This is a genomic window from Saccharothrix sp. S26 (genome assembly GCF_021390395.1).
In the GTDB taxonomy this organism is placed as follows: domain Bacteria; phylum Actinomycetota; class Actinomycetes; order Mycobacteriales; family Pseudonocardiaceae; genus Actinosynnema.
This window is the reverse complement of the sequence record NZ_JAJUWT010000005.1, coordinates 70,617-94,735: the sequence shown is the minus strand read 5'-3', so window position 1 is coordinate 94,735 and position 24,119 is coordinate 70,617. Positions and strand designations below refer to the sequence as shown.

Here is a 24,119-nt window from a genome sequence, read left to right as displayed (position 1 = left end):
GGGCCGGCCTCGCCCCACGCCCTGCGGGACGAGGCCGCCACCGGCTCACGGCTCGCGCGCGGCCACCGCGGGCGGGATGAACTCGGTCGTCCCGCGCTCCAGGCTCTCCGGCAGCGACGCGCGGTAGATCGGCAGCGCGGCGGCGGTGGTCACGATCGCGACCGCGACGAGGATCGCGAACAGCTCCGGCGTCACCAGGCCGTGCGCGAGGCCGATGTTGATGAAGATCAGGATCATCAGGCCGCGCGCGTTCATCAGCCCGCCCACCGCCGAGGCGTAGCGCCACGAGAAGCCCTGGACGCGCACGACCACCGCGCAGCCGAGGTACTTGCCCGCGAACGCCGCCGCCATGACCACCACCAGCGGCCACCACAGGCCGCCGCCCGCGCCGAACCCGGACACCTGCGTGTTCAACCCGCTGAACGCGAAGAACACCGGCAGCAGCAGGATCGAGTTCAGGTCCGTCAGCCGCATCTCCAGCTCCCGGCGCACCACCGCCGACTGCGGCATCGCCAACCCGGTGACGAACCCGCCGAACACCGAGAACACCCCGATGAAGTCGGTGAACCACCCGGCCACCAGCACGACGAGCAGCACGAGGGCCATCACGTCGCGGCCCATCCGGCCCTCGCGCTCCACCCGCGCGCCCAGCCTGGCGAACAGCGCGCGCCCCACCGTGAGCATCAGCAGGGCGAACACCGCCGCGCCCGCCACCGTGCCCACCGCGTCGAACGGGCTGCCCGCCGCCGCGACGGCGATGATCACCGCCAGGATCACCCACGCCGCCGCGTCGTCGATCGCCGCCGCGACCAGGGTCAGGCCGCCGATGGGCGTGTTCGCGATCCCGCGCTCCTGGAGGATCCGCGCCAGCATGGGGAACGCGGTGATCGACAGCGCGCCGCCGACGAACAGCATGAACTCCCACCGGGTCGCGCCGTCGGGGCTCAGCGACCCGAAGAACAGCGCCGCGGCGCCCGCGCCCAGCGCGAACGTCGGCACGATGCCCGACACCGCGAGCGCCGACGCCCGCCGCATGTTGCGCCCGGCGGCCAGGCCGTGGTCGAGCGACGACCCGACCAGGAACATGTAGAACGTCAACCCGATCGTGCTCAGCACGTACAGCGTGTCCTTGACGTCCGCCGGGAACAGCTGGGCCTGGACCCCCGGCGCGACCGCGCCCAGCAGGGCCGGTCCGAGCAGGACGCCGGCGACCATCTCGCCGACCACCCGCGGCTGCCTGACCAGCGTGGCCAGGCGCCCGCACAACGTCGTCGCGGCGAGCACGACCGCCAGCGCGGCGAACACCCGCAACGCGAACTGGATCTGGTTCACTCGGTGATCTCCTCGGTGGAAGGCGGCTGACGCCGCACCGGACGACCCTGGGTGTCGTGCGTGTCGAAGTAGCGCCCGGCCAGGCGCAGGCGGCGGGCGTGCAGCACCATGACCGTGCCCAGCACGAGCTGGACCACGCTGCGCCACACGTCCTCCCACCGGTCGCGCACGCGCAGGAACGCGTCGAGCGCCGCCAGCCCGCGCGGCGACTCGCCCACCCGCACCAGCAGGCACGGACCCCGGCTCGGCAACGACCGGGTGTGCGTGACGGTGGAGCGCGGCGTCACGCGGCGCAGCACCTCGAACGTCGCCGCGCGCAGCGCCAGCGGGGACAGCCGCCACGCCGGGCACGGCCGGTTCGCGGCCACGCCGAACGGGATGTGGTGCGCGCGGGCACCGGGGCGCGTCCAGCGGTCCGGGTCGAACACGTCGGGCCGCGCGTGGCCGCGGGCGTGGTAGTCGGGGTAGCTGAAGCACAGCACCGACCCGGCGGGCAGCGTGGTGCGCTCGTCCAGCGCGAGGTCGGCGGTGGTGATGCGGTGCGCGATGCCGAACAGCGGGTACAGCCGCAGCGTCTCGTCCAGCACGTGCGCGAAGTAGCGCTCGTCGCCGCCCGCGAGCCGGGCCGCCACGTGCGGGTGCCGCGCCAGCGCCAGCAGCAGGTGCGCCATCGCCTCGGACATCTGCACCACGGCGGTGTTGAAGAACGTGCCTTGCAGGTAGTGCACCTGCTCGGTGGGCGACAGGCTCGACGGCAACGGCCGCCGCACGTCGCCCGCCGCGACCCGCCGCGCCAGGTAGCGGGTCAACCGGGCGCGCCGGGCGGGGTGGCGCAGGCCGGTGCACTTCAGCGACGTCACCACGTCGTCTGCGTGCCCCACGATCAGGTCTCGCGCCTCGCGCGGGCACGGCTCGCCGAACACCAGCTCGTGGAAGTACTCCGCCCACACCGGCATCATCAGGTCGCGCAAGCGGACCAGCGTGACCGGCCCGGTGACCACCTCGTCGAGCACCCGCCCGGTGCAGCGGGCCGCCGCCTCCGCCAGCACCTCGCCCGGCCCGGACAGCAGCGCGCGGGTCGTGCGCGCCACGTCGTCGTAGCGCGGGCCGGCCTCCAGGTGCTCCTGGTGCACCTCGGGGCCGGGGGAGAGCCAGTACCAGAACAGGTCCGACAGCCCCGCGCCGCGGCTGCGGCCGTTCGCCGCGGGGTGCCCGTAGACCTCCTCGAACCGGTCCGGCCCGACGTCGGCGTTCGGGAACGTGATCGCGTGGTCCCCGTTGACCTTCTCGAACACCTTGGCGCGCAGCGCCACCACCCGCGCGGGCAGCCACCGGGGCGCGGTCAGCACCGCTGCGGCGGCGAGCACCCCGGTCACCCACACCGCGCGCACACCCCCGTCCCGCGCGCCACGACCAGGTCGCGGGTCAGGTCGGCCGGGTCGCGCCCGCCGCACAGCGCCAGGACGTGGTCGAACTCGTCGCGCAGCACGGCGAGCACCCCCGCCACCCCGGCCTCGCCGTCGGCGGCCAGGCCCCACAGCACCGGCCTGCCGACGCCGACGGCCGCCGCGCCCAGCGCGAGCGCCACGGCGACGTCCCCACCGCCGCGGACACCGCCGTCGAGCACCACGGGGACGCGGCCCGCGACGGCGTCGACCACCGCGGGCAACGCCTCCACCGCCGCCGGCGCGAGGTCGGACTGGCGGCCGCCGTGGTTGGACACCACGATCCCGGCCGCACCACGCCGCACCGCCAGCACCGCGTCACGCGGGTGGAGCACCCCCTTGAGCCACAACGGCAGCGACGTCAGCTCCCGCAGCCGGTCCAGGTGCTCCCACGACACGGCGGGTGACATCACGATGTCCCGCACACCGCCGGGCAGGTCCCGCATGTTCTCCGCCGCCAACCCGGCGGGCAGGTCGTGGAAACCGTGCTCGGCGTCGCGCCGGTGCCGGCCGAACACCGGCGAGTCGGCCGTCACCACCAGCGCCGTGCAGCCGGCCCGTTCCGCCCGCTCCACCAGGCACGCGGTCACGGCGTCGTCGGGCTGCGGGTAGAGCTGGAACCACACCGACGCGCCCGGGTCGACCGAGCGCGCCGCGGCCACCACCTCGCCGATCGCCACCGTCGAGGCCACGCCGGACACGAGCACCGTCCCCGCCGCCGCGGCGGCCCGCGCCGTCGCCAGCTCGCCCTCGGGGTGGGCGAGCCGGTGGAACGCGGTCGGCGCGACCAGCACCGGCAGGTCCAGCCGGCCGCCCGGCAGGTCGACCGCGAGGTCGCGGGTCTCCCGGCCGCGCAGCACCCTGGGCAGCAGCGCCAGCCGCCGGAACGCGGCCTCGTTCTCGGCGAGCACCACCTCGTCGCCGACCCCGCCCGCGTAGTAGTCGTAGTGCACGGGGTCGAGCACCGCGCGGGCCCGCTCGTGCAGCTCGGCGAGCCGGGTGCTCACGCCGGGCCCACCGCGGCGCGGTCCAGCCGGGCGCGCAGGAACGCCAGCAGCGGCGCCCGGTGCACGTCCTCGCTGTCCCACTCGTTCTCCAGGTTCTCGGTGAGGTGGTGCTCGCCGAGCGGCGCGCCGCCGCGGAAGTGCCGGACCACCGGGTGCAGGTAGCGCCCGTCGAGCCCGCTGGTGTCCTCCTGCGACACCCGGCCCGCGGTGATGTCGAACGGGTTGACCTTGTCGTGGTCCGCGCCGTACTCCAGCGTCACGGTCAGGTAGGAGTCGACGTCGCCGAAGTCGCCGCGCGCGACCGCCTCGTGCAGGTGCGCCACCGGCACCTCCTCGGCGTAGCGCAGGGCGCCGTCCGGCCCGACGAGCACCGCGTCGGCCAGGAACCCGAACAGCTGCCACAACGCCGAGGTGCGGTTGACCCGCTCCAGCACGGCGTCGGCCGCGGCGTCGCGGGCGATGTCCCGGCTCGGCCACGGCACGCCGTGGTAGCGGTGTTCCAGGATGTGGTGCAGGGCCCGCACCCCGTACCGGAAGCCGTGGATGAACCCGCTGGTCGACTTCTTGAAGTCCCTGGCCTGCGTGATGGTGCCGGCGAAGAACAGGTCGGGCACGTTCACCGACTCCCAGGCCGCGGTCTGGTCGGGGAACCGGTCGTCGATCGTCAGCCGCGGCCGGCACCCGGGCGCGAAGACCGACGCGTCGAACCGGAACCCGGTCGCGAGGATCACCCGGTCGTAGCGGATCTCCTTCACCCGTTCGGCGACCCGGGCGAAGCTGACCCGCACCAGGTAGCCGTCGCCGTCGCGGCGGATGTCCACCACCCGGCCGTCCAGCAGGGCGTTCTGCGACTTGAGCTGGTAGGTGTCCAGGAAGTTGTTGTTCACCGCGCGCAGGTGGCCGACGAAGTGCGTCTGCCACGCCAGCTTCAGCGAGCCCGGCCCGACCAGGTGGATGACCGCCGCCGTCTCGACCAGGTTGTCGGCGGTCTCGAACGCCGAGTTGCCGCGCCCGATGATCAGCACCCGTTGCCCGGTGAAGTCGGCCGGGTCCACGGACACGTCCTCGTACCGCTCGGCGAGTTCCACCCCGTCGATCGGCGGCACGTGCGGCTTGGACACCCCGGTGGCCACGATGAGCCGACGTGCCCGGTACGTGCCGCCGTGCTGGTCGCGCACCACGAAGTCGTCCGGCCGGGTCACCTCCACCGCGGACGTGCGGTAGCGGATCGGCAGGTCGTGCCGCGCGGCGAAGTCGCCGAGGTAGCGCAGCATGTCGTCGGCGTGCGGGAAGTAGCGGGGCGTGTAGCGGGTGAACAGCAGCGACGGGTCGTCGGACAGCAGCGAGTTCCAGTCGGTGCGCAGGTTCAGCTCCGGGTCGTCCCACCCGGTGTTGGGCTTGTTGATCGAGATCAGCGTGCGGTGGCGGGGGAACCGGGTGAAGAACGCGCCGGGGGCGTCACCGGCCTCCAGCACCAGGTGGTCCCGCCCGGCGCGGGTGAGCAGGTACGACGCCTGCAGCCCCGCCGGGCCGGCGCCGATCACGAGACAGTCCGTCGAAACCTCGCTGGACACGACTTTCTCCTCACGTCAGGAAGGGGGCAGCAGGCGCTTGTCCGGCTTGCCGCTCGGGGCGAGCGGCGGTGCCGCGATCGCGGTCACGTGCGCGGGCGCGCACGCCGCGCCCAGGCGGGCGGTCACCCACGCGCGCAGCGCGGCGAGGTCGGGCTCCCGCTCGCCGGCCGGCACGACGAACGCGTGCACCGCTTCGCCGGTGTCGTCGTCCGGCACGGCGACCACGTACGCCTCGGCGACGTCGGGGTGCTCGGCCAGGACGCGCTCGATCGGGCCGGCGTAGTACGGGGTGGCGTTGACGATCACCACGTCCCGGGTCCGCCCGGTCAGCCGCAGCCGGCCGCCGGCGTCGAAGCGGCCCAGGTCGCGCGTGCGCACCCAGCCGTCGGTGAACACCTCGGCCGACCGCTCCGGGTCCGCCCAGTACCCGACGGCCTGCGCCGGGGTGCGGACGAACAGCTCGCCGTCGACACCGGCCGGCACGGGCACGCCGTCCGCGTCGCGGACCTCGACGCGCACCGCGGGCGGCGGCACGCCCACCGTGCCGGGCGGGTCGGCCGGGGTCGCCATCGAGATCGTGCCCGTCTCCGTCTGGCCGTAGCCGTGGAACACGACCGGTCCCAGCACGTCCAATGCCTCGCGGTGCCGGTCGTCGGTCAGCGGCGACCCGGACACGACCAGCGCCCGCAGCGTCGACAGGTCGGCGGGCGCGCGGCGCTGCCCGGCGACGAGCCTGACCAGACGTGGCACCGTGATCACGCTCGCCGACGCCCGGTGGCGGGTGATCGCGTCGGGCAGGTCGGGCCGCTCCGCGACGACCGCCGTGCCGCCCGCGGTGATGGCCAGCACGGCGTACTCGAACACGACCTGGCTCGACAGCGTCCCGAACACCAGGTGGCGGTCCAGCCGGGACGCCAGCTCGCGGATCGCGGGCGGCCACGCGGCCGGGCGCGCGGTCCACGCGGCGGTCATCGCGGCGTAGGTCTGCGCGCACGCCTTGGGCGTGCCCGTGCTGCCGCTGGTGTGGATCAGCCGCGCCACGTCGTCCGGCCGGCCGGCGCACGACACCGGACCGGCCGCGCGGGTCGCGCGCAACGAGTCGACGGTGAGCCCGCCCGTCTCGGTGACCACCGCGGCGACGTCGAGGTCGAGCAGGTGGCGCACCTGGTCGGCGGGCAGCCCCGGCCGCACACCGATCACCCTCGCGCCGACCGCGTGCGCGGCGAGGATCGTGGCGAACGCCTCCGGGTTCACGCCCAGCAGCAGCGCGACGCCGTCACCCGGGCCGAGGCCCTCGCGCCGCAGCCCGGCCGCGATCCGCGCGACCAGGTCGAGCAGCTCCGCGCCGGTCACCACGCGCGTGCCGTGTTCGAACACCGGCCGGTCCGCGGCGGCGTCGAGCACGTCGAGCACCGCGCGCGGGAACGGCTCGGTGTCACGCGCCGGCAAGGCACTCCTTCACGAACGCGGCCAGCGGCTGCTGGTGCACCGCCGGCAGGTCCCACTGGTTCTCCAGGTTCTCGGCCAGGTGGTGCGTCCCGGCGAGCGCGCCGTCGCGGTAGTAGCGCACCACCGGGTGCAGGTAGCTGGCGTCGTGGGCGTTGGCCGCGTCGTTCTCCGCCACGCGCGGGACGGTGATGTCGAACGGGTCGACGGTGTCGTGGTCGGGCCCGTACTCCAGCGTGGCGACGAACCGGTGCCCGGCCGGGCCGAGGCCGCCGTCGGCGACGTACGCGACCGGCACCTCCTCCTCGTACCGCGCCGTGCCACCGTCGACCGTCACCACGTCGCCGATCACCGCGAACTGCTGCCACAACGCGGACGACCGGTTCACCCTGGCCACCAGCGCGTCGCTGATCGCCTCCGGTGACGCGGGCAGCTCCGCCGAGGGCCACGGCACGCCGTGGTGGCGGGCGGCGAGGATGCGGTGCAGGGCGCGCACGCCGTAGCGGAAGCCGTGGATGAACCCGTTGGTGGACTTCTTGAAGTCGCGCTGCTGGGTGAGCGTGCCCGCGAAGTGCAGGCCGGGCACGGTGGTCGACTCGTAGGCGGAGGTCTGCTCGGGGAACCGGTCGTCGATCGCCAGCGCGGGCCGGCAGCCGTCGTCGAACACCGAGGCGTCGAACCGGAAGCCGGTGCACGCCACGATCCGGTCGTACTCCAGCTCCCGCAACGACTCGACCGTGCGGGCGTAGCGGAACAGGACGCGGAACCCGCCACCGGGGCGCGGCTCGATCAGCTCCACCGTGCCGTCCAGGACCGCGTTCTCCGACTTGAGCTGGTAGGTGTCGAGGAAGTTGTTGTTCACCGCGCGCAGGTGCCCGACGTAGTGCGTCTGCCACGCCAGCCGCACCGAGTGCGGCCCGGCCACGTGGATGACGGCCGCGTGCTCGACCAGGGCGTCGGCGGTCTCGAACCCCGAGTTGCCCTTGCCGATCACCAGCACCCGCAGGCCGGTGAACGACTCCGGGTCGGTGTCGAACGTGTCGTAGCGCTCGGCGTGCTCGATGCCCGGGATCGGCGGCAGGTGCAGCTGGGAGACCCCGGTCGCCACCACGACCCGGGCGGCCCGCCAGGTCCGCCCGCCGCGGTCGAGCACGGCGAACCCCTCGTCGTCGCGGGAGATCCGGGTGACCTCGGTGTCGTAGTGCACCCGCGCCCCGGTGGCCTCGGCGAAGTCGGCCAGGTAGCGGACCAGGTCGTCGGCGTCCGGGAAGTACCGGCCGCTGTAGCGGGTGAACAGCAGCCGCGGGTCGTCGGACAGCAGCGAGTTCCAGTCCATCCGCAGCCGCCGTTCCGGGTCGGTGTGCCCGGTGTGGACCTTGTTGATGGAGATGAGCGTCCGGTGCCGGGGGTAGCGGGTGAAGAACGTGCCCGGACCGGAGCCGCGTTCGAGGACGGCGTAGTCGCGACCGTCGCGCTCCAGCAGGGCGGCGAGCTGCAACCCGGCCGGCCCCGCGCCGATGATCAGGTAGTCGTGCGCCATGGGCCAGGAAGCTACGCACCGGATCTCAGAACTCTCTGAGATCGGCTGCCTACCGTCGGTGCCGTGACCGATTCCGTGGACCTCGACGCACCGCTGACCGGCGACGACCTCGTCCGTGCCGCGACGCCGCTGCCCGTGCTGGTCGGCCCCTCCGTGCGGGAGCGGGTGGAGCGGGGCCGCGAGCACCTGCGCGGCGTGCTGGCCGACGACGAACGGCCCGTCTACGGCGCGAAGACCGGGTTCGGCGCGCTCATCGGCTACGCGGGCCGTGCCGACGACGCCGACCAGTGCGACAACACCCTGGCACACCTCGGCGCGGGCCAGGGGCCCGACCTGCCCGCCGACATCGCCCGCGCGGCCCTGCTCGTGCGGACGTGGTCGCTGGCCCGGGGGTTCTCCGGGGTCTCCGCGCACGTCGTGGACGGGTTGGCGGCGATGTTCGCGACCACGTTCGTCCCGGCGATCCCGCGGCACGGCTCGGTCGGCGCGAGCGGCGACCTCATCCCGCTCGCCTACGCGACGCAGGCGCTGCGCGGCCGCGGCCACGCCTACGTGGACGGCGAGCGGATGCCCGCGGGCGACGCGTTGCGCCGGGCCGGGCTCACGCCGCTCACCCTCGACGGGCGGGACGCGCTGGCGCTGGTCAACGGCACGTCGGTGACGACCGCCGCCACGGCGCTGGCGTTGCGCGGCGTGCGCGCCTCCCACCGGGCCGTGCGGGACCTGACGTGCCTGCTCGTGGACGTCCTCGGCGCGGACCCCGGTTTCCTGGAGCCACGCCTGATCACCGCCTACGGCCACCCCGGCGCGGCCGCCGTCGCCGAGCACATGCGCGCCACGCTGGTCGGCACGATCCCGAGCGGGAAGCGCGCGCTCCAGGAGCCCTACAGCATCCGGTGCTCGCCGCAGTTGCTCGGCGCGGCCGAGGACGCGTTGCGCTACGTCGACGGTGTCGTCGCGGCGGATCTGGGCGGTGTGAGCGACAACCCGCTGTTCTTCCCGGACGACGACCTCGTGGCGCACGGCGGCAACTTCTTCGGTCAACCGGCCGCGTTCGCCGCCGACGTGCTCGCCGTGGTGACCGCGTCGGTGGGCAACCTCGCGGAACGGCAGCTGGACCTGCTGGTCGACCCGGCCCGAAACACGGGCCTGCCGCCGATGCTGGCCGCCGGGCCCGGTCGGCAGCACGGGTTGCAGGGCGTGCAGTTGGCCACGACGGCGCTCGTCGCCGAGATCCGCCGCGCGGCCGTGCCCGCGAGCACCCAGAGCCTGCCGACGAACCTGCACAACCAGGACGTGGTGCCGTTCGGGACGCAGGCCGCGCTGCGGTCCTACGACCTGGCCGAGCTGCTGCGGCTGCTGTGCGGCTCACTGGCCCTCGGCCTGCGGCAAGCCGTTCACGTGGGCGGGCGGAGGCCGACCGCGCCCCGCTGCGCCGCGCTGCTCGACGCCCTGGCCGACGCGATCCCGCCGGTCGACCCGGACCGGCCGCTGGACGTCGACGTGCGGGTGGCGGCCGACCTGGTCACCACCGGCCGGTGGTGACCAGGTCGGCCGCGGCTCCCGGCAGTGCTGACCGTGGGCGGGGCTTCCGGTACGGCTGACCGGTCGTGGGCGCGGCTCCCGGCACCGCCGACTGGTCGGCGGGAGCGGCGACCGTCACCGCCGGTCGGTCGAGGATCGGCGCGGCGGCCGTCGTCGCCGGTCCTTCTCCGCCGGCCGATCGCCGGTAACGGGGGCGGCGACGTCAGCGCCCGCCGGTGCTCAACGCCGTGCCGCCCACGGCACCGGCCGCCGGCAGCCGCAGGGTGAACCGCGCACCCTCGCCCGGGTGGCCCGCCGCCTCCACCGTCCCGCCGTGGCCGGTCACCACCTCGCGCAGCAGCGCCAACCCCAAGCCGAACCGCCGCTCCTGGTCACCGGGCCCCCGGTGGAACCGGTCGAACAGCCGCTCGGCCTCCACCTGGTCGAAACCTTCGCCCGTGTCCTCGACCGTCAGCTCAACCTGCCCGCCCCGCACCCCCAGGCGCACGTCGATCCGGCCGCCCTCCGGCGTGTGGCGCACCGCGTTGGCCAGCAGCTCGTCCACCGCGCGCCGCAACGCGGTCTCCACGCCGATCACCACCACCGGATCCGCCGGGCGCGCGACGGTCAGCGTGATCCGCCGCTCGGCCGCCCGCTCGTCCTCCGTCGCCACCGCGGACTCCGCCAGCGCGGCCAGGTCCACCGGCCGGCCGGCCGGACCCTCGGACCCCCGGCTCAGCCGCGCCGACAGCAACAGGTCGTCCACCACGTCGCCGAGCCCGCGGATGGTGCTGGCGAGCTGGTCGAGGCTGTGGCGGTGGTCGTCGGGCAGGTCCGCCGACCTGGCCCACCGCGCCAGCACCTGCGCCCGCGTGTACGCCCGCGCGATAGGGGTCCGCAGCTCGTGGCTCGCGTCCGTGACGAACCGCCGCTGCCGGGCCAGCGCCTCCGCCAGCGGCGCGACCGTGCCGCGCCCCACGCACAGCCCCAGCGCCGCCGCCGCGAGCAGCCCGCCCAGCTCCGCGATCGCCAGCGCCAGCAGCAGGTGCCGCCGGTCGGCGAGCTGGTAGCGCATGTCGAACACCGCCTGCGCGGTCCGGTCGCCCGCGCCGCGCTGGGTCAGCACCAGGTACCGCGTGCCGTTGAGCTCGAAGTCGCGCTCGACCGTCCCGCCCGACGCCCGCACCGCGTGGAGGTCGTCGTGGAGCGGGAAACCCGGCGGCACCTTCAGCGGGCCGTCGTCGAGCACGTCGTCATCGAGGAAGAACAGCCACGTGCACCCCGGAGGCGTCGACGGCGCGCCGAAGGTGGCGTTGTACCAGAGCTCGCGCTTGGCCTGGGCCACCTGCGCCGCGCCATCACGACGTAGGCGATGCCGCCGACGAACGCGACCAGCACCGTGACCGCCAGCGCCACCAGCACGCCGATCCGCAGGCGTGCCCGCCGGACGACCGCGCGTTCCGCCTCGGCCCACGATCGACTCACAGCGCCCCCAAGCGGTACCCGAGTCCTTGCACGGTCTGCACCACCGAACGGTCGATCTTGGTCCGCAGGTAGTACATGTAAGTGTCCACAATGGACGTCGCCGACGCGTCGGGGAACACCACCCGCCGCAACGACGCCCGCGTGTGCACCGTCTCCGGGTGGCTGGCGAGCACGCGCAGGAGCGTGAACTCCCGGGTGGTGAGCGGCACGCGTCCGCCGTCGGGCAGCACGACTTCCCGCTGACCCACGTCCAAGTGTCCCGCGCCGATCCGCAGCGCGTCGGCCAGTTCCGCCGACCGGCGGCACAGCGCCCGCAGCCGCGCGCTCAGCTCGTCCAGGTCGAACGGCTTGACCAGGTAGTCGTCCGCACCCGCGTCGAGCCCGTCGATCCGGTCGTGCACGGTGCCCAGCGCGGTCAGGATCAACGCCCGCGCCCGCACCGACCGCGCGCGCAGCCGCACCAAGAGGTCCAGCCCGTCCAGCGCGGGCAGGCCGCGGTCGATGACCACCACGTCGTACGGGCGGGTGAGCGCCAGGTGCAGGCCCCGGTGCCCGTCCAGTGCGACGTCCACGGTGTACCCCTCGCCGCGCAGCGCGGCGGCCAGCAACTCCACGAGTTCGCGGTCGTCCTCGACCAGCAGCAACCGGAAGCAGTGGGCCGGCCAGGATCCGGGGTCACCCTGCACGTCGACCAGAATCCCACTTCCGGGGGTGCGGTCAACGTGATGCGACCGCCTGCCATCGGGGTTCCGCCGCTTGCGTCCCAGATGGTCCGTTCCGCGCTGTTTGCTACGACGCGATACCTAGAACTACTATGCCTTGCACATCTAGGGTACGCCGTCGGGGAGGTCGTCGTGAAGGTCGCCAAGGATCTCGTGGCCGCCTCGGCGACGCCGATGGTGCTGGGCATCCTCGCCGAGGAGGACAGCTACGGCTACGCCATCCTCCGGCGGATCAACGAGCTGTCCGGCGGCGAGCTGGACTGGACCGAAGGGCTGCTCTACCCGTTGTTGCACCGGCTGGAGCGCCTCGGTCACGTCGAGTCGAGCTGGCGTTCGGTCGCGGGGGAGCGGCGGCGCAAGTACTACCGCATCACCCGCGGCGGGCTGGCCGAGCTGGCCGAGCAGCGACGCCAGTGGGACACGGTCGTGGGCGCGCTCAAGGAGATCTGGCCCGACCGGCCTCAGCCGTTGACCACGTTCCCCCGGGGAGGCTTCGCATGACCGACGACCAGGACGGGCTGGAGGCGCAGTTCGCCCAGTGGCGCCACTACGTGCAGCGCCGGCGCGAGCTGCGGCAGGCCGACGCGGACGAGCTCGAGGACCACCTGCGCGGCTCGGTGGACGACCTGATGGCCGCCGGGCTGCGCGCCGACGAGGCGTTCCTGGTGGCGGTCAAGCGCATGGGCAGCCTCGACGAGCTGTCCCGCGAGTTCGCCCGCGAGCACTCCGAGCGGTTGTGGAAGCAGCTCGTGCTGACCGGCGGGCCGGACGGCCCGGTCACCCGGTCGCGGCGGGACCTGGTCGTGATGGTGGGCTGCGCGCTGGGCGCGGCGGCGTCGGTGAAGGTGCCGGAGCTGCTCGGCGCGAGCCTGGCCGACGGCAGCACCTTCTACCCGCTCAACGCCGGCCTGCTCGTGCTGCCGTGGCTCGCGGGTTTCCTGGCGTGGCGGCGTCGTGCCCCGGTCGGGCTGATCGGCGTGCTGGTGGCGTTGTTCGGGCTCGGCGCGGTGGGCGCGAACGTCCACCCGCTCACCGCGCAGTCCCAGTCGATCGTGCTGACCAGCCTGCACCTGCCCATCGCCCTGTGGTTCGCGGTCGGCGTGGCCTACGCGTCCGACGACCCGCGCGCCTCGCGCCGCTGGATGGACTTCATCCGCTTCACCGGCGAGTGCTTCATCTACTACGTGCTGATCGCCCTGGGCGGCGGTGTGCTGGTCGGGTTCGTGTTCGGCACGTTCGAGGCGATCGGCGTCTCGCCGGAGACGGTGATCTCGCAGTGGGTGGTGCCGTGCGGTGCGGCGGCCGCGATCGTGGTGGCGGGGTGGCTGGTCGAGGCCAAGCAGGGCGTGGTCGAGAACATCGCGCCGGTGCTGACGCGCCTGTTCACGCCGCTGTTCACGGTGGTGCTGCTGGCGTTCCTGGTCACGTGGGGCGTCACCACCGGCGGGATCGACGTGGAGCGGGAAGCGCTGATCCTGTTCGACCTGCTGCTGGTCGTGGTGCTGGGCCTGCTGCTCTACTCCGCCTCGGCCCGCGACCCGCTGGCCCCGCCCGGCGTGTTCGACCGGCTCCAGCTCGCGCTCGTGGTCAGCGCCCTGGTCATCGACGTGCTGGTGCTGGTGGAGATCACCGGCCGGATCAGCGAGTTCGGCACCACGCCCAACAAGGCGGCGGCGCTGGGCGAGAACGTGGTCCTGCTGGCCAACCTGGCCTGGTCGGCCTGGCTGATGCTGGGCCTGGTCCGCCGCCGCACGCCGTTCGCCGCCCTGGAGCGCTGGCAGACCGCGTACCTGCCGGTGTACGCGGTGTGGGCGTGGGTGGTCGTGCTGGTCTTCCCGCCGGTGTTCGGCTACCTCTGACCGACGTCCCCGCGGACACCGGGCACGGCTGATCCCCAAGCGTCGCCGTGCGTGGCGCAGCGCGCGCTGCCGCGTCGAGGTGCCCGCGGTGGTCGACCCGGGTGATCAGCGTTGCGCCGAACGGGTGGGATCCCGGTGCCGTCCGACACCGGAATCCCACCCTCGTGTCCACTTTCGTGTCCATTGTGGAGCGCGTACCGCGATCATTTCCGAAATGTGTGGACCCCACGTTTTCCGCATCCGTCCCCAGGCCCGCGCGACGGCCGCCGAACGCGAATTCCTCCGCCGGACTGCGTCATCTGACCTTGCGCCGGACCGGCGAGTCCGAACGCCCGGGGAAAACGCCACGAGTCCGTCACACTGCTTTACGCTGACGGCAAGCGGGCGCTCGAGCGGGAGGGCGGATGAGCGGCGAGGCGGTGCACGGCTCGGCCGACGACCCGGTCCGAGTCGCCGTGCACCGGACCATGGTGGTCGTGGACATCGAGCGGTTCAGCGACCACGGCCGGACGAACCCGAACCGGCTGGTCGTCCGCCAGGCGCTGTACCGGGCCATGGAGGCCGCGTTCACCGACATCGGCGTGGACTGGACCTCGTGGCTGCGCCAGGACCGCGGCGACGGGATCCTCGTGCTCGTGCCACCGGAAGTGGCGAAGAGCCTCTTCGTGGAACGCCTGCCGACGGCCCTGGCCGCGCACCTGGACGAGCACAACAGCAGGCACGAGCCGCCGGAGCGCATCAGGCTGCGCGTCGCCGTGCACGCCGGTGAGGTCTACCCCGACGGTGACGGCGTGGTCGGCCACGCGGTCAACCACGTGTGCCGGCTGGTCGACTCCGACCCGCTGCGCCGCGCGCTCGCCGACGCGCCCGGCGCGGTCGCCCTGATGGTCTCGGACTGGTTCTTCGAGGAGGTCGTCCGGCATTCGCTCGCGGTGGACGCGCGACGATTCCGCAGCGTCGAAGTGGTCATGAAAGAGACCGATTCGACCGCGTGGGTCCACACCGGGCCGGAAGTGCCCGAACCGCGCCGCGCGGAAACGGTGCGCAATGCCGTCCGCGACCGCGGGAAAACCGCGGCCGACCTGTGGCGGGCCTCCGCCGACTCGGTGCGGCGGCTGGGCAGCCGCCGCACCGCCTACCCGGTGGACCTCAGCATCGCCGAACTGCACGACCGCGGCCTGTACGTGCCCGCCGCGTTCGCCAAGACCGGGCACGGCGACCGGCGGTTCGCCGTCGACGACATCGCGGCCGAGGTCGCGGGCAACGGCTCGGTGCTCATCCTGGGCGAGCCGGGCAGCGGCAAGAGCGTCGCCGCCTACGCGGTGCTGCGACGGCTGCGCGACTCCACGCCGGCGCTGGCCGTGCGCGCCTCCGAGCTGCGCCGCATGATCGCCGCCCACGCGCAGCACCCGCCACCCGACACCGGGCCGGGCGGCTCACCCCGCCCGGCGCTGCTGATCGACGGGCTGGACGAGAGCCTCGGCGAGTTCGACTCGCCCGCGGACCTGTCCGAGCTGCTCCGCCAGGCGCGGGAGAGGTTCGCCGTCGTCGTCACGTGCCGCCACCGGGAGTTCGAGGACAACCTCGCGCCGTCGATGGACGGCGACACGTTCGACTCGATCTACGCCATCGGCGGGTGGACCCTCGACGACCACTTCACCGACTTCGTCCGCCGCCTGGTCGCGGGCGGGCTGCTGCCGTCGGACCGCCTGCTCGACCTCGTGCGCGGCTCACCCGACCTGTCGAGGATGGTCACCCGGCCGCTGTACGCGCGGATGGTCACCTTCCTCGGGCACGAAGGGCTGTCCGACGTCGGCAACGTGTCGGCCCTGTACGCGGAGTACATCGACCGGCTCGCGGCCGTCAGCGACGCCGCCCTCGCCCGGGCCGGCTGCGCCCGCGCGGGCGCGTCGATCGAGGTCTGGATCGACGCCGCGTGGCTGGTGTTCCAGCGCGCGGCGATCCACGAGGACCGCTTCGACTTCGGCGCCGTCAGCGCGCTGCTCTCCTCCGGCCGCGCCGAGTCGGCCCGCTGCACCCAACGCGCGCTCAGCCAACTGTGCAACCGGTGGCGGTCGTCCGGGCGGGTGTGGGGCAGCTTCATCCACTACTCGTTCTTCGAGTACCTGGTGAGCAGGCACTACGTGCGCGAGATCGAGGCCGCGCTGACCTCCGGAGAGGTCGGCCGGCTCGCCGCGTGCCTGCACGTGGACCCCACGCCGGAGGTGCGCCACTTCCTCGTGGACGAGCTGCGCATCACGCCCGTGCCGGGTCTCGGCGACGTGCTCGAAGCCGCGTTCCGCCACGTCCGCTCGGCGGGCGACGACGTGGCCCGCGTCCGCGTCACCGGCAACCTCGTGGCCTACCTGCTGTCGCGGGCCGCACCGGACGGTCGGGCCGCGCTGTGGCGGCTGTTCCACGACGAGGACGACATCTTCCTCGAACAGGCAGTGCTGTGGGGGCTGTGCCACCTCGGCGACCGGGAGGCGTTGCGGATCTTCGTGGACCGGGGCCGCGAGTCGACCGAGTGGCGCGCCTGGAACCGCGGCTACCTCATGTACTACTACGGCGACATCGACCACCGCGAGGAACCGCCGCACGTCGACTCGGACAAGCTGCGCGGCTGGACCCGCACGCGGGAGCGCACGATCGCGTTGATGACCGCGCCGGACTACCCGCACCGCATCGCCGCCGCCCGGCGCTACCTCGACCTCTACACGTTCTACGACTACGCCATCTGGCGGGAGGAAGCGTTGGCGGAGCAGGACGGCCGCGCGTTGCGCGCCGCGGAGACGGCGTTGCTGCGCGACCCGGACCTCGACCCGACCCTGCTGCGCGAACTCGACGCCATGCGGAAGCTGGTGGCGCCGACCGGGCCGTGACGCGGCGCGGGGTCAGCGCGTCGCGGCCGCGCCGGTCGTGGGCGGCAGCAGCTCCCGCACCCGGTGTTCCGGGAACCCCGCCTCGACGAGCGCGGCCTCGGACTTCTCGCACGTGGCCCACACGTCGTGCTCGGTCATCCGACGCCCGGCGCCGTCCTCCATCGCCAGCCCCAGCTCCGCGCCGAGCGCGGCCTCCACCCGCGCGCCCCGGCTGAACTCCCACCCGTCGGCCAGCACGATCCGGGTCACGTGCCCCCGGATGATCCGCTCGCACAGCACGTCGTAGCCCGGCTGGTCCAGGCCGTCGATGTCGAACTCCGACGGGTTGATCACGCTGCGGCCGGGGTAGCGCGCCCTCGTCCGGGTCGCGGCCGCACGGGCGTCGGCGCGGTTGGGCTCCAGCACGTCCCGCACCCACCGGTGGACCAGCTGCGCCCGCAGCACCGCGCGGTCGAACTGCGACGCCGCCAGCATCAGGTCCAGCTCGCGGCGGCCCGAGCTGACGGCGCACGCGACGTAGACCGCGTCCCTCAGCTCGATGGACGCGAACGCCTGGAGTGCGGCGGACAACGCGGGCTTGTGCATGCGTCACTCCTCCCTCGCCGGACGGCGTCCGACGATCACGATGGCACGGCCCACCCGCCGCCCGGCGCGGACACGCCGGCGCGGTCCGAGCGCGGTAACCTCCCGGGTGGCAGGCACTTCGCGCTGCCACCTCACCGGAACCCGCGCGGTCGGCGCACCACCGCGTCGGGCACCCGCCGGGATCGGCCCGGCACAACTCCACGCACGGAAGGTGGGCCGTTCATGGCCGGTGAATCCCCCGAGCGCGGCCGGTGGATCTGCGTCGACGGCGTCGAGGGCGTCGGCAAGACGACGATCGCCCGCGCGTTGGCCGACGCGTACGGCGCGCACCTGGCGCCGGAGTTCTCCGCGGCGTCGTTCGGGCGGGCGCTGGCCGACGCGGTGCGCGAGACCCCGCACCTCATCGCCGCCAGCGGGATCGGGCAGTCGTTGGTGTTCCTGGGCGACTTCTACGAGGTGCACGCCTCCGCGGTCGCACCGCTGGTCGCCGCTGGCGCCACGGTCGTCAGCGATCGCGGGTACCTGAGCAAGTACGCCTACCAGGACGTCGTGCTCGGCGCGGACCTCGGCGAGACCGCCGCCCGGGAGCTGCTGGACGGCGTGTTCCGCCACCTCCCCACCCCGGACCTGACCCTGCACCTGGTGGCGCCCCGGGGCGTGCTGCGGGAACGGCTCGTGGCGCGCGACGGGTACTGCGACGACGCGCGCCTGGCCTTCATGGAACGAGCCCACCGCGCCGCCTTACGCCGGTCGGCCGGGACGCCCGCGCTGCGCGTGACCACCATCGACGCGGGCCGGTCACCGCGGGCCGTCCTGTCCGACGCCGTGGCGGCCGTGGCCGCGCTCGGCCCGCCTACTCGTCATAGCCGAACTCCCTGACCCGTGCGCGCACCTCGCGGCTGAACAGGGCCTGGGACAACAGGTCCCGGTACTTCACGCCCTCGCGCGTCAGCGTCACGCGGTCCGGGCCGACCTCGCCCAGCCCCAGCTCCGCGAACAGCGCGAACTCGTCCGCGAACCGCGTCACAGGGTCGAAGTCGAGCACCTCGCGCGCCCACCCGCGGTCCAGCGCCATCAGGTTGAGCGCGGTCGCCTTGCGCTGCCGCTCGTCGTCGGACATGACGAAGCCGTCGGTGACCGCCGTGCCGCCCGCGCCGATCCGGTCCACGTAGGACCGCAGCACCGAGCCGCGCGAGCGGACCGAGTAGCCGTTGCGCAGGTCGGCCTCCCACAGGTAGCTCCGCGCGCCCGCGCCCAGGCCCAGCACGTTGCGCAGCCCCCAGTGGTTCACCTTCTGCCGGTACCCGCCGCCGTCGCGGACCCACCGGACGTGCGTCTCCTGGCGGTACCCGGCCTCGCGCAGCACGTGGTCCGCGGTCTCGTAGCGCCGGTACAGGGTCGCGCCGTCCACGGACGAGTAGCCGAGCTTGTGGTAGCCGGTGAACGGCCGGAGCGTGAGCGGGTAGGCGCACACCGTCGGCGGGGCCAGTGCGGCGACCCGCCGCAGCGAGTCCAGCCACCCCTCGTCGGTCTGCCCGGCCAACCCGTAGATCAGGTCCACGCACACGTCGGTGAAGCCCACGGCCAGCGCCTGCTCCAGCAACGACAGCCCGGCGCTCGCGGGCCGTCGCCTGCCCAGGCCGCGCACCTCACCGTCGACCATCGACTGGTAGCCGAGGTTGATCCGGGTGAACCCGACCGCGCGCAGGTCGCGCAGCCCGGCCGCGTCGACCGTCGCCGGGTCCACCTCCAGGGCGGTCTCCGGCGGCGGCCGGTCCGGGTCGGTCGAGAACCGGTCCAGCAGGGATCGGAGGAGTCGTTCCAGTTGGGCGGGCGCCATGATGGACGGGGTGCCGCCGCCGACGTAGAGGGTCGTGACGTCCTTGCGGTCGGTCAGCCCGGCCAGGCCCGCGGCCTCGGCCAGCACCGCGTCGACGTAGCCGTCCAGGTCGGCGTTCGGGTCCGCGACGGCGTAGAGGTTGCAGAACCGGCAGATCTGGCGGCAGAACGGCACGTGCACGTACAGGTTCAGATCGGTGAACCGGCGCAGCGAACGGGCGATCAGGTCCGGTACGGCCGCCGCGGTCGGTTCGTCGAACGGCCGGTAAGCCTGCCGGGGCGGGTAGGAGTAGACGTAGTCGGCGCGCGTGTCCGCGGCGATCGACTCGGTCAGCCGGGTGCGGGTGGAAGGCTCGTCCACTACTATCCGCATGGAATCCTCGCCGGGTCAGAAGCGGATGTTGCCCTGGCTTATCTCGTGCAGGAAGTTCCGGGTGTTCGGCGACAGCTCTTCCGGCATCGCGGCGAGTTCGTCCACGTCGTGGTAGCCGCAGTTGTCGTGGATGTGGTGCTCGAGCACGCGCGGTTCGCCGGCCGTGATCTGGGCGAGGAACCACGTGTAGACCATCGTGCGCCCGTTTTCGACGAACGTGCGCGTACCGAGATTCCGGTCGACGGTGACTTCGACGCCCATCTCTTCCCGCAGTTCTCGGACCGCGGTGGTCCGGGGATCCTCGCCGGGATCGAGCTTGCCACCAGGTATTTCCCATTGTTGCAGGTCAGGTGTGTTCCGGTGGAGCAGCAGCACGCGGCCGCGGTCGTCGGTGATCACGCATCCGGCCAGTTGCACCTCTTGCATGGAATACCCTCCCGGTCGTCCCCTCGGCGGCAGAGGTTAGCGGGTCAGCGCGGTCGGCAACGGCGGAAGTGCCAGTGAACCACATCTTCGAGTGAACCCACTACGCCGTTCCGAAATGTTGTGGCGCAATCGCCCGCAATATTGCGGACGACTCGGACCGGTGGGGCGATCGGTTGCTGCCGAATGGATCGCCGGACCTGGGTGGCGGGTCGGTTCGGGTACCGTCGGCCATTCGGACCGGAATAGTCGCCGAACACCTGTGGGGTTGGTCGTGAGGATTATCGTGTCCGGCTTGACCGCAGCCGGGAAGACGACCCTGTGCCGCCGTTTGGCGGCCGGCCTGGGCCTGCCGTTCCTGAGCGCGTCCCGGATACTGGCCGAACACCTGTCCGACGCGGGCGCGGAATGGACGCCGCAACTCGACGAGAAGCGCACGGAATTGTCGGTGGAACGTGCGGTCGACGCGGCGGTGCGCAGCGCCCTGCGCGAGCGCGACGCGGGGGTGTTCGACTCGTGGGGCCTGCCCTGGTACTCCGACGAGCCGGCGATCCGGATCTGGCTGGAGTCCGACCGCGCCAGCCGCCTGCGCAAGTGCCACGTCTCGTACGTGCAGCGGGGTGCGCCGAAGACCTCCGAGGAATGCGCCTCGATCCTGGACGCCAAGGACGCGAAGAGCCGCGCGGTGTTCCTGGCCAACTGGGGGTTCGACCTGTTCACCGACCGCCGCCCGTTCGACCTGGTCGTGGACTGCTCGGCGCAGATCCCGGAGGCGACCGTCGAGCAGGCCGAGCTGGGCGCGCGGGCGACCTACCGGGCCGTGGTCACGGCCCTGGTCGACCGGGGCCTGCTGGGCGCGGACCTCGCGGACGCCGGACCGGTGGGCGGCGGTGGGCCGGTGGTGGAGTGGCGGCGGTGAGCGGTGCTCGGGCGGGACCGCCGGGTGGTGGCCCCGCCCACGGGTCGCGTCACGGCGTCCAGCGGACCTCGGGGTTGACCCGGCCGGACCAGTTGAAGACCGCCATGTTGTCCCAGCCGTTGCCGCTGTGGTCGATGTCGGCGGGGTCCCAGCCGTTGCCGGGGACGGCGTACCAGGTCGGCTCCCAGTAGAAGACGCCGATGGCCCCGGCGTTGCGCGCGGTGTTCTGCACGTGGGCGAAGTTGGTGGCCTGGCCCGTCCACGTCAGCGGGTAGCCGTCGCACCCGGTGGTGATGGAGTTGCCCGTGCTGTCGGCGTTGCCGTTGGTGAACGGGTAGGCCGTCTCGGCGAGCACGACGTTCTTGCCGTACCGCGTGCGCACGTCGGAGATCACGTTGTAGAGGTTGGCCAGCGTGCCGTGCCACATGCAGTAGTACGACAGGGCGGTGATGTCCCAGGCGACGCCCTTGGACCTGATGCCGTCGTAGAACCAGCGGGCGTGGTCGAGGCTGTCGGCGTTCGCCGTGTGGACCATGACCTGGGTGCCGCCGTTGCACGCCTTGGTGGCGTTGTAGCCGGCCTTGAGCAGCAGGCTGAGGTTGGTGAAGTCGTTGTTCACGACCTTGCCGTCGTTCCACAGCATGCCGACGTTGATCTCGTTGCCGATCTGCACGCTGTCAGGCGTGGTGCCCTGGGCCTTCAGGCTGGTGCACACGTCGAAGGTGTGGTTGTAGACGTCGGTCTGCAACTGGCCGATGCCGTGGTCGGCCCAGGCGGCGGGCTTGTACTGCTTGCCCGGGTCGGCCCACGTGTCGGAGTAGTGGAAGTCGACCAGCAGCTTGAGGCCCCTGGCCTTCACGGCCTTGGCGTAGGCCAGCACCTTCGCCTTGTTGTTGTAGCCGCTCCTGGGGTTGTGCCAGACCCGCAGCCGGATGTAGTTGACGCCCGCGCCCTTGAGGATGTCGAGCGGGTCGCGGGCGACACCGGCCGCGTCGTAGTACTTCGCCCCGAGGTCCAGCGCGCGCTGCGCGGTCGAGACGTCGGCTCCGAGCATGGTCAGCGTGCCGGCCGCGGACACGGTCGGGGTGAGCGCGGTGAGCGGCAGCACGGCGGTCGCCAGGGCCAGGACGGCCCGGGCCGCCCGGTGGGATCCGGACATCCGATCTCCTTTGATCGACGGTCGGTGCGGCGGCGGAGGACTGTGAACGTGCACAGCGTCCACTCCGAGTCCAGTCCCCGTCCAGAGCGGCTGTCGAGACTTCGGGTTGTCACCGCCTCACGAGAAAGGGGACACGATGCACCGCTGGCGATTTCGCCCGCTCCGACGCCCGGTCGCCGTGGCCGCGGCACTGGCCGTGGCAGCGGCACTGGCGGCGGCTCCGGCTGCCGCGTCACCAGGGCCCGACCGACCGACCCGCATCGCGGCCGGCGGCTTCGTCGCCGACCCGGGCGTGGTCGACCTGGGCCACCGGGTCACGGTCGGCGAAGTGGTGATCCGGGCGGCGGCGACCCCGCCGGAGTCGTTCTGCTACGTGAGCGTGGTCTGGCCGCAGATCGGCGCCGACCGGACGGCCACCGGCACCTGGTCGCTCGACTGCCGCAGCCTGGCGAACCCGAGCCTGCCCGCGCCGGACATCGAGTTCGTCCTGATGGACGTGCGCGTCTTCCAGGGCGAGTACAACCCGTACCTGCCCGGCACGGAGGTCTCGCACAAGTCGTGCTCGTCCGGCCGGACCACCCCGTCGTGCTCCAGCACGACACCCGGCCCCCTGATGTTCGGCGTCCCGTACTACACCAGGCTGGACGTCGCCGTGACCCTCCGGGGCGGCACCTCGCCGGTCGGCGCGTTCGTCACCGACGCGGTCCGGCTCACCTGACCGACCGTCCCGACGCGACAGTCCACACCGGGGTCAACGAGGGGTGGTCGCGGTGAGGCGGGCGAGGAACTCGGCGTTGTCACCGGTCTTGCGCAGGCCGTCGAGCAGCACGTCGATCGCGTCCTCCTGACCCGCCAGGACGCGGCGCAGCAGCCGGGTGGCGACGCCCTCGCCGGGCGTGAGCAGGAGGTCGTCGCGGCGGGTGCTCGACTGGTGGACGTCCACGGCGGGGAAGACCCGCCGTGCGGCGCTGCGGCGGTCCAGCCGCAGCTCGGCGTTGCCGGTGCCCTTGTACTCCTCGAACAGCAGCGTGTCGCCCGCGGAGCCGGTGTCGACCAGCGCCGTGGCGATGACGGTGAGCGAACCACCGCCCTCGACGTTGCGCGCCGCGCCCAGGAACCGCTTGGGCGCGGTGAGGGCGCCGGCGTCCACGCCACCGGACAGGGTCCGCCCGCCGGTCGGCGCGGCGAGGTTGTAGGCGCGGCCCAGCCGGGTCGCGGAGTCCAGCAGCACCACCACGTCGCGGCCCAGCTCGACCAGTCGCTTGGCCCGTTCGAGGGCCAGCTCGGCGAGCGCGGTGTGGTCGCGGGGCGGGTGGTCGAACGTGGCCGCGAGGACCTCGGCCGGCACGGCCCGCGCCAGGTCGGTGACCTCCTCCGGGCGTTCGCCGACCAGGACCAGCATCAGGTGGCACTCCGGGTGGTTCTTGGCGATGCCGTGCGCGATCGACCGCAGCACGGTCGTCTTGCCCGCCTTGGGCGGTGCGACGACCAACGCGCGTTGTCCTTTGCCCAGGGGCATCAGCAGGTCGATCACGCGCGTGGTCAGCTCGTGCGGCTCGGTCTCCAGCCGCAGCCGCTCGTCCGGGTGGGTGGGCACCAGGTCGGTGAACCCCCGCCTGGTGGGGGAGTGGCGCGGGTGCGCGCCGTTGACGGCCTCGACCGAGACCAGCGACGGCGCCTTGCCGCCGCGGGGCGCGGGCGCGACCCGGCCGTGCACCTCGTCGCCGCGCCGCAGGCCGTGCTCGGCCACCAGGTGCGGCGCGACCGCGACGTCGTGCGGTCCGGGCAGGTAGCCGTCGACGCGCAGCACGGCCCGGCGGTCCACCAGGTCGAGGACGCCGGAGGTGAGCCGGGTGTCGGGAATGTCGTTGTGGTTCAAGGGTTTCTCCCTGATTTCGGGAATGGTGGGATGCGCGGCGCAGCCGCGGTGACGACCCGGTGACACGTCGGGGAAGGCTGTGCGAGCCACGTCCGGTCGGTCCGGGGATTTCGCGAGACTCCGTGG

General features: G+C 73.2%; 20 protein-coding genes. 7 read left to right on the top strand and 13 right to left on the bottom strand.

What is annotated here, in order from left to right:
- Positions 1–45 precede the first annotated feature (45 nt).
- Genes LZG04_RS09410 through LZG04_RS09385 form a run of 6 tightly spaced genes read right to left on the bottom strand, consistent with a single transcriptional unit; the run spans position 46 to position 8,344 of the window.
- A complete protein-coding gene (locus LZG04_RS09410) occupies positions 46–1,332 on the bottom strand; it encodes a cation:proton antiporter (RefSeq protein WP_233815361.1) in 1,287 nt (428 codons plus the stop codon).
- Entirely contained in the window at positions 1,329–2,723 is a 1,395-nt protein-coding gene (locus LZG04_RS09405; protein ID WP_233815359.1) for a cytochrome P450, read from the bottom strand. The genes LZG04_RS09410 and LZG04_RS09405 overlap by 4 nt, the downstream gene beginning before the upstream one ends.
- A complete protein-coding gene (locus tag LZG04_RS09400) occupies positions 2,705–3,784 on the bottom strand; it encodes an alpha-hydroxy acid oxidase (protein ID WP_233815357.1) in 1,080 nt (359 codons plus the stop codon). Before LZG04_RS09400 ends, LZG04_RS09405 begins: the two co-directional genes overlap by 19 nt.
- On the bottom strand, positions 3,781–5,358 hold the full coding sequence (locus tag LZG04_RS09395; RefSeq protein WP_233815355.1) for an NAD(P)-binding domain-containing protein: 1,578 nt from the start codon (positions 5,356–5,358) through the stop codon (positions 3,781–3,783). The genes LZG04_RS09400 and LZG04_RS09395 overlap by 4 nt, the downstream gene beginning before the upstream one ends.
- A gap of 15 nt (positions 5,359–5,373) precedes the next feature.
- Positions 5,374–6,807 (bottom strand): class I adenylate-forming enzyme family protein, encoded by a 1,434-nt coding sequence (locus LZG04_RS09390; protein ID WP_233815353.1) that lies wholly within the window; start codon positions 6,805–6,807, stop codon positions 5,374–5,376.
- A complete protein-coding gene (locus LZG04_RS09385; RefSeq protein ID WP_233815351.1) occupies positions 6,794–8,344 on the bottom strand; it encodes an FAD-dependent oxidoreductase in 1,551 nt (516 codons plus the stop codon). Before LZG04_RS09385 ends, LZG04_RS09390 begins: the two co-directional genes overlap by 14 nt.
- A gap of 63 nt (positions 8,345–8,407) precedes the next feature.
- Here LZG04_RS09385 and LZG04_RS09380 point away from each other — a divergent pair, with 63 nt between their 5' ends.
- Positions 8,408–9,889, top strand: coding sequence for an aromatic amino acid ammonia-lyase (locus LZG04_RS09380; RefSeq protein ID WP_233815349.1), 1,482 nt, complete (start codon positions 8,408–8,410; stop codon positions 9,887–9,889).
- Between the two features lie 202 nt (positions 9,890–10,091).
- Here LZG04_RS09380 and LZG04_RS09375 read toward each other — a convergent pair whose 3' ends face one another.
- Together LZG04_RS09375 and LZG04_RS09370 are read right to left on the bottom strand one after the other, a co-directional pair.
- On the bottom strand, positions 10,092–11,213 hold the full coding sequence (locus tag LZG04_RS09375; protein WP_233815347.1) for a cell wall metabolism sensor histidine kinase WalK: 1,122 nt from the start codon (positions 11,211–11,213) through the stop codon (positions 10,092–10,094).
- Positions 11,214–11,349: 136 nt separating this feature from the next.
- Positions 11,350–12,039 carry a response regulator transcription factor gene (locus tag LZG04_RS09370; protein ID WP_374202798.1) on the bottom strand — a complete coding sequence of 230 codons (690 nt, stop codon included), beginning with the start codon at positions 12,037–12,039 and terminating at the stop codon, positions 11,350–11,352.
- A gap of 168 nt (positions 12,040–12,207) precedes the next feature.
- Between LZG04_RS09370 and LZG04_RS09365 the strand changes: the two genes are divergently transcribed.
- The 3 genes from LZG04_RS09365 to LZG04_RS09355 all read left to right on the top strand — a co-directional run bounded on the left by LZG04_RS09365 (position 12,208) and on the right by LZG04_RS09355 (position 16,816).
- Positions 12,208–12,576, top strand: coding sequence for a PadR family transcriptional regulator (locus tag LZG04_RS09365; protein WP_233815345.1), 369 nt, complete (start codon positions 12,208–12,210; stop codon positions 12,574–12,576).
- The gene (locus tag LZG04_RS09360; RefSeq protein ID WP_233815343.1) at positions 12,573–13,934 is read left to right on the top strand and encodes a permease prefix domain 1-containing protein; all 1,362 of its coding nucleotides are present in this window, start codon (positions 12,573–12,575) and stop codon (positions 13,932–13,934) included. Before LZG04_RS09365 ends, LZG04_RS09360 begins: the two co-directional genes overlap by 4 nt.
- Before the next feature lie 404 nt (positions 13,935–14,338).
- Positions 14,339–16,816 carry an NACHT domain-containing NTPase gene (locus tag LZG04_RS09355; protein ID WP_233815341.1) on the top strand — a complete coding sequence of 826 codons (2,478 nt, stop codon included), beginning with the start codon at positions 14,339–14,341 and terminating at the stop codon, positions 16,814–16,816.
- A gap of 12 nt (positions 16,817–16,828) precedes the next feature.
- Here LZG04_RS09355 and LZG04_RS09350 read toward each other — a convergent pair whose 3' ends face one another.
- The gene (locus tag LZG04_RS09350) at positions 16,829–17,401 is read right to left on the bottom strand and encodes a DUF4406 domain-containing protein (RefSeq protein ID WP_233815339.1); all 573 of its coding nucleotides are present in this window, start codon (positions 17,399–17,401) and stop codon (positions 16,829–16,831) included.
- A 222-nt stretch (positions 17,402–17,623) separates the two neighbouring features.
- On the opposite strand from LZG04_RS09350, the gene LZG04_RS09345 reads away from it, so the two are divergent.
- Entirely contained in the window at positions 17,624–18,280 is a 657-nt protein-coding gene (locus tag LZG04_RS09345; RefSeq protein ID WP_233815337.1) for an AAA family ATPase, read from the top strand.
- Here LZG04_RS09345 and LZG04_RS09340 read toward each other — a convergent pair.
- A complete protein-coding gene (locus tag LZG04_RS09340; protein ID WP_233815335.1) occupies positions 18,255–19,613 on the bottom strand; it encodes a coproporphyrinogen-III oxidase family protein in 1,359 nt (452 codons plus the stop codon). The two genes, LZG04_RS09345 and LZG04_RS09340, sit on opposite strands and share 26 nt — an antisense overlap.
- Before the next feature lie 15 nt (positions 19,614–19,628).
- Entirely contained in the window at positions 19,629–20,039 is a 411-nt protein-coding gene (locus tag LZG04_RS09335) for an NUDIX hydrolase (RefSeq protein WP_233815333.1), read from the bottom strand.
- 115 nt (positions 20,040–20,154) lie between these two features.
- On the opposite strand from LZG04_RS09335, the gene LZG04_RS09330 reads away from it, so the two are divergent.
- A complete protein-coding gene (locus LZG04_RS09330; RefSeq protein WP_374202797.1) occupies positions 20,155–20,955 on the top strand; it encodes a cytidylate kinase family protein in 801 nt (266 codons plus the stop codon).
- A 49-nt stretch (positions 20,956–21,004) separates the two neighbouring features.
- Here the strand turns inward: LZG04_RS09330 and LZG04_RS09325 are convergent, their stop codons facing one another.
- Complete coding sequence (locus LZG04_RS09325) at positions 21,005–22,114, bottom strand: glycosyl hydrolase 53 family protein (RefSeq protein WP_233815329.1); 1,110 nt, start codon at positions 22,112–22,114, stop codon at positions 21,005–21,007.
- A gap of 196 nt (positions 22,115–22,310) precedes the next feature.
- On the opposite strand from LZG04_RS09325, the gene LZG04_RS09320 reads away from it, so the two are divergent.
- Positions 22,311–22,832 carry a hypothetical protein gene (locus tag LZG04_RS09320; protein WP_233815327.1) on the top strand — a complete coding sequence of 174 codons (522 nt, stop codon included), beginning with the start codon at positions 22,311–22,313 and terminating at the stop codon, positions 22,830–22,832.
- A gap of 33 nt (positions 22,833–22,865) precedes the next feature.
- Here the strand turns inward: LZG04_RS09320 and LZG04_RS09315 are convergent, their stop codons facing one another.
- The gene (locus LZG04_RS09315) at positions 22,866–23,993 is read right to left on the bottom strand and encodes a transcription termination factor Rho, short form (RefSeq protein WP_308199018.1); all 1,128 of its coding nucleotides are present in this window, start codon (positions 23,991–23,993) and stop codon (positions 22,866–22,868) included.
- Between the last annotated feature and the right edge of the window lie 126 nt (positions 23,994–24,119).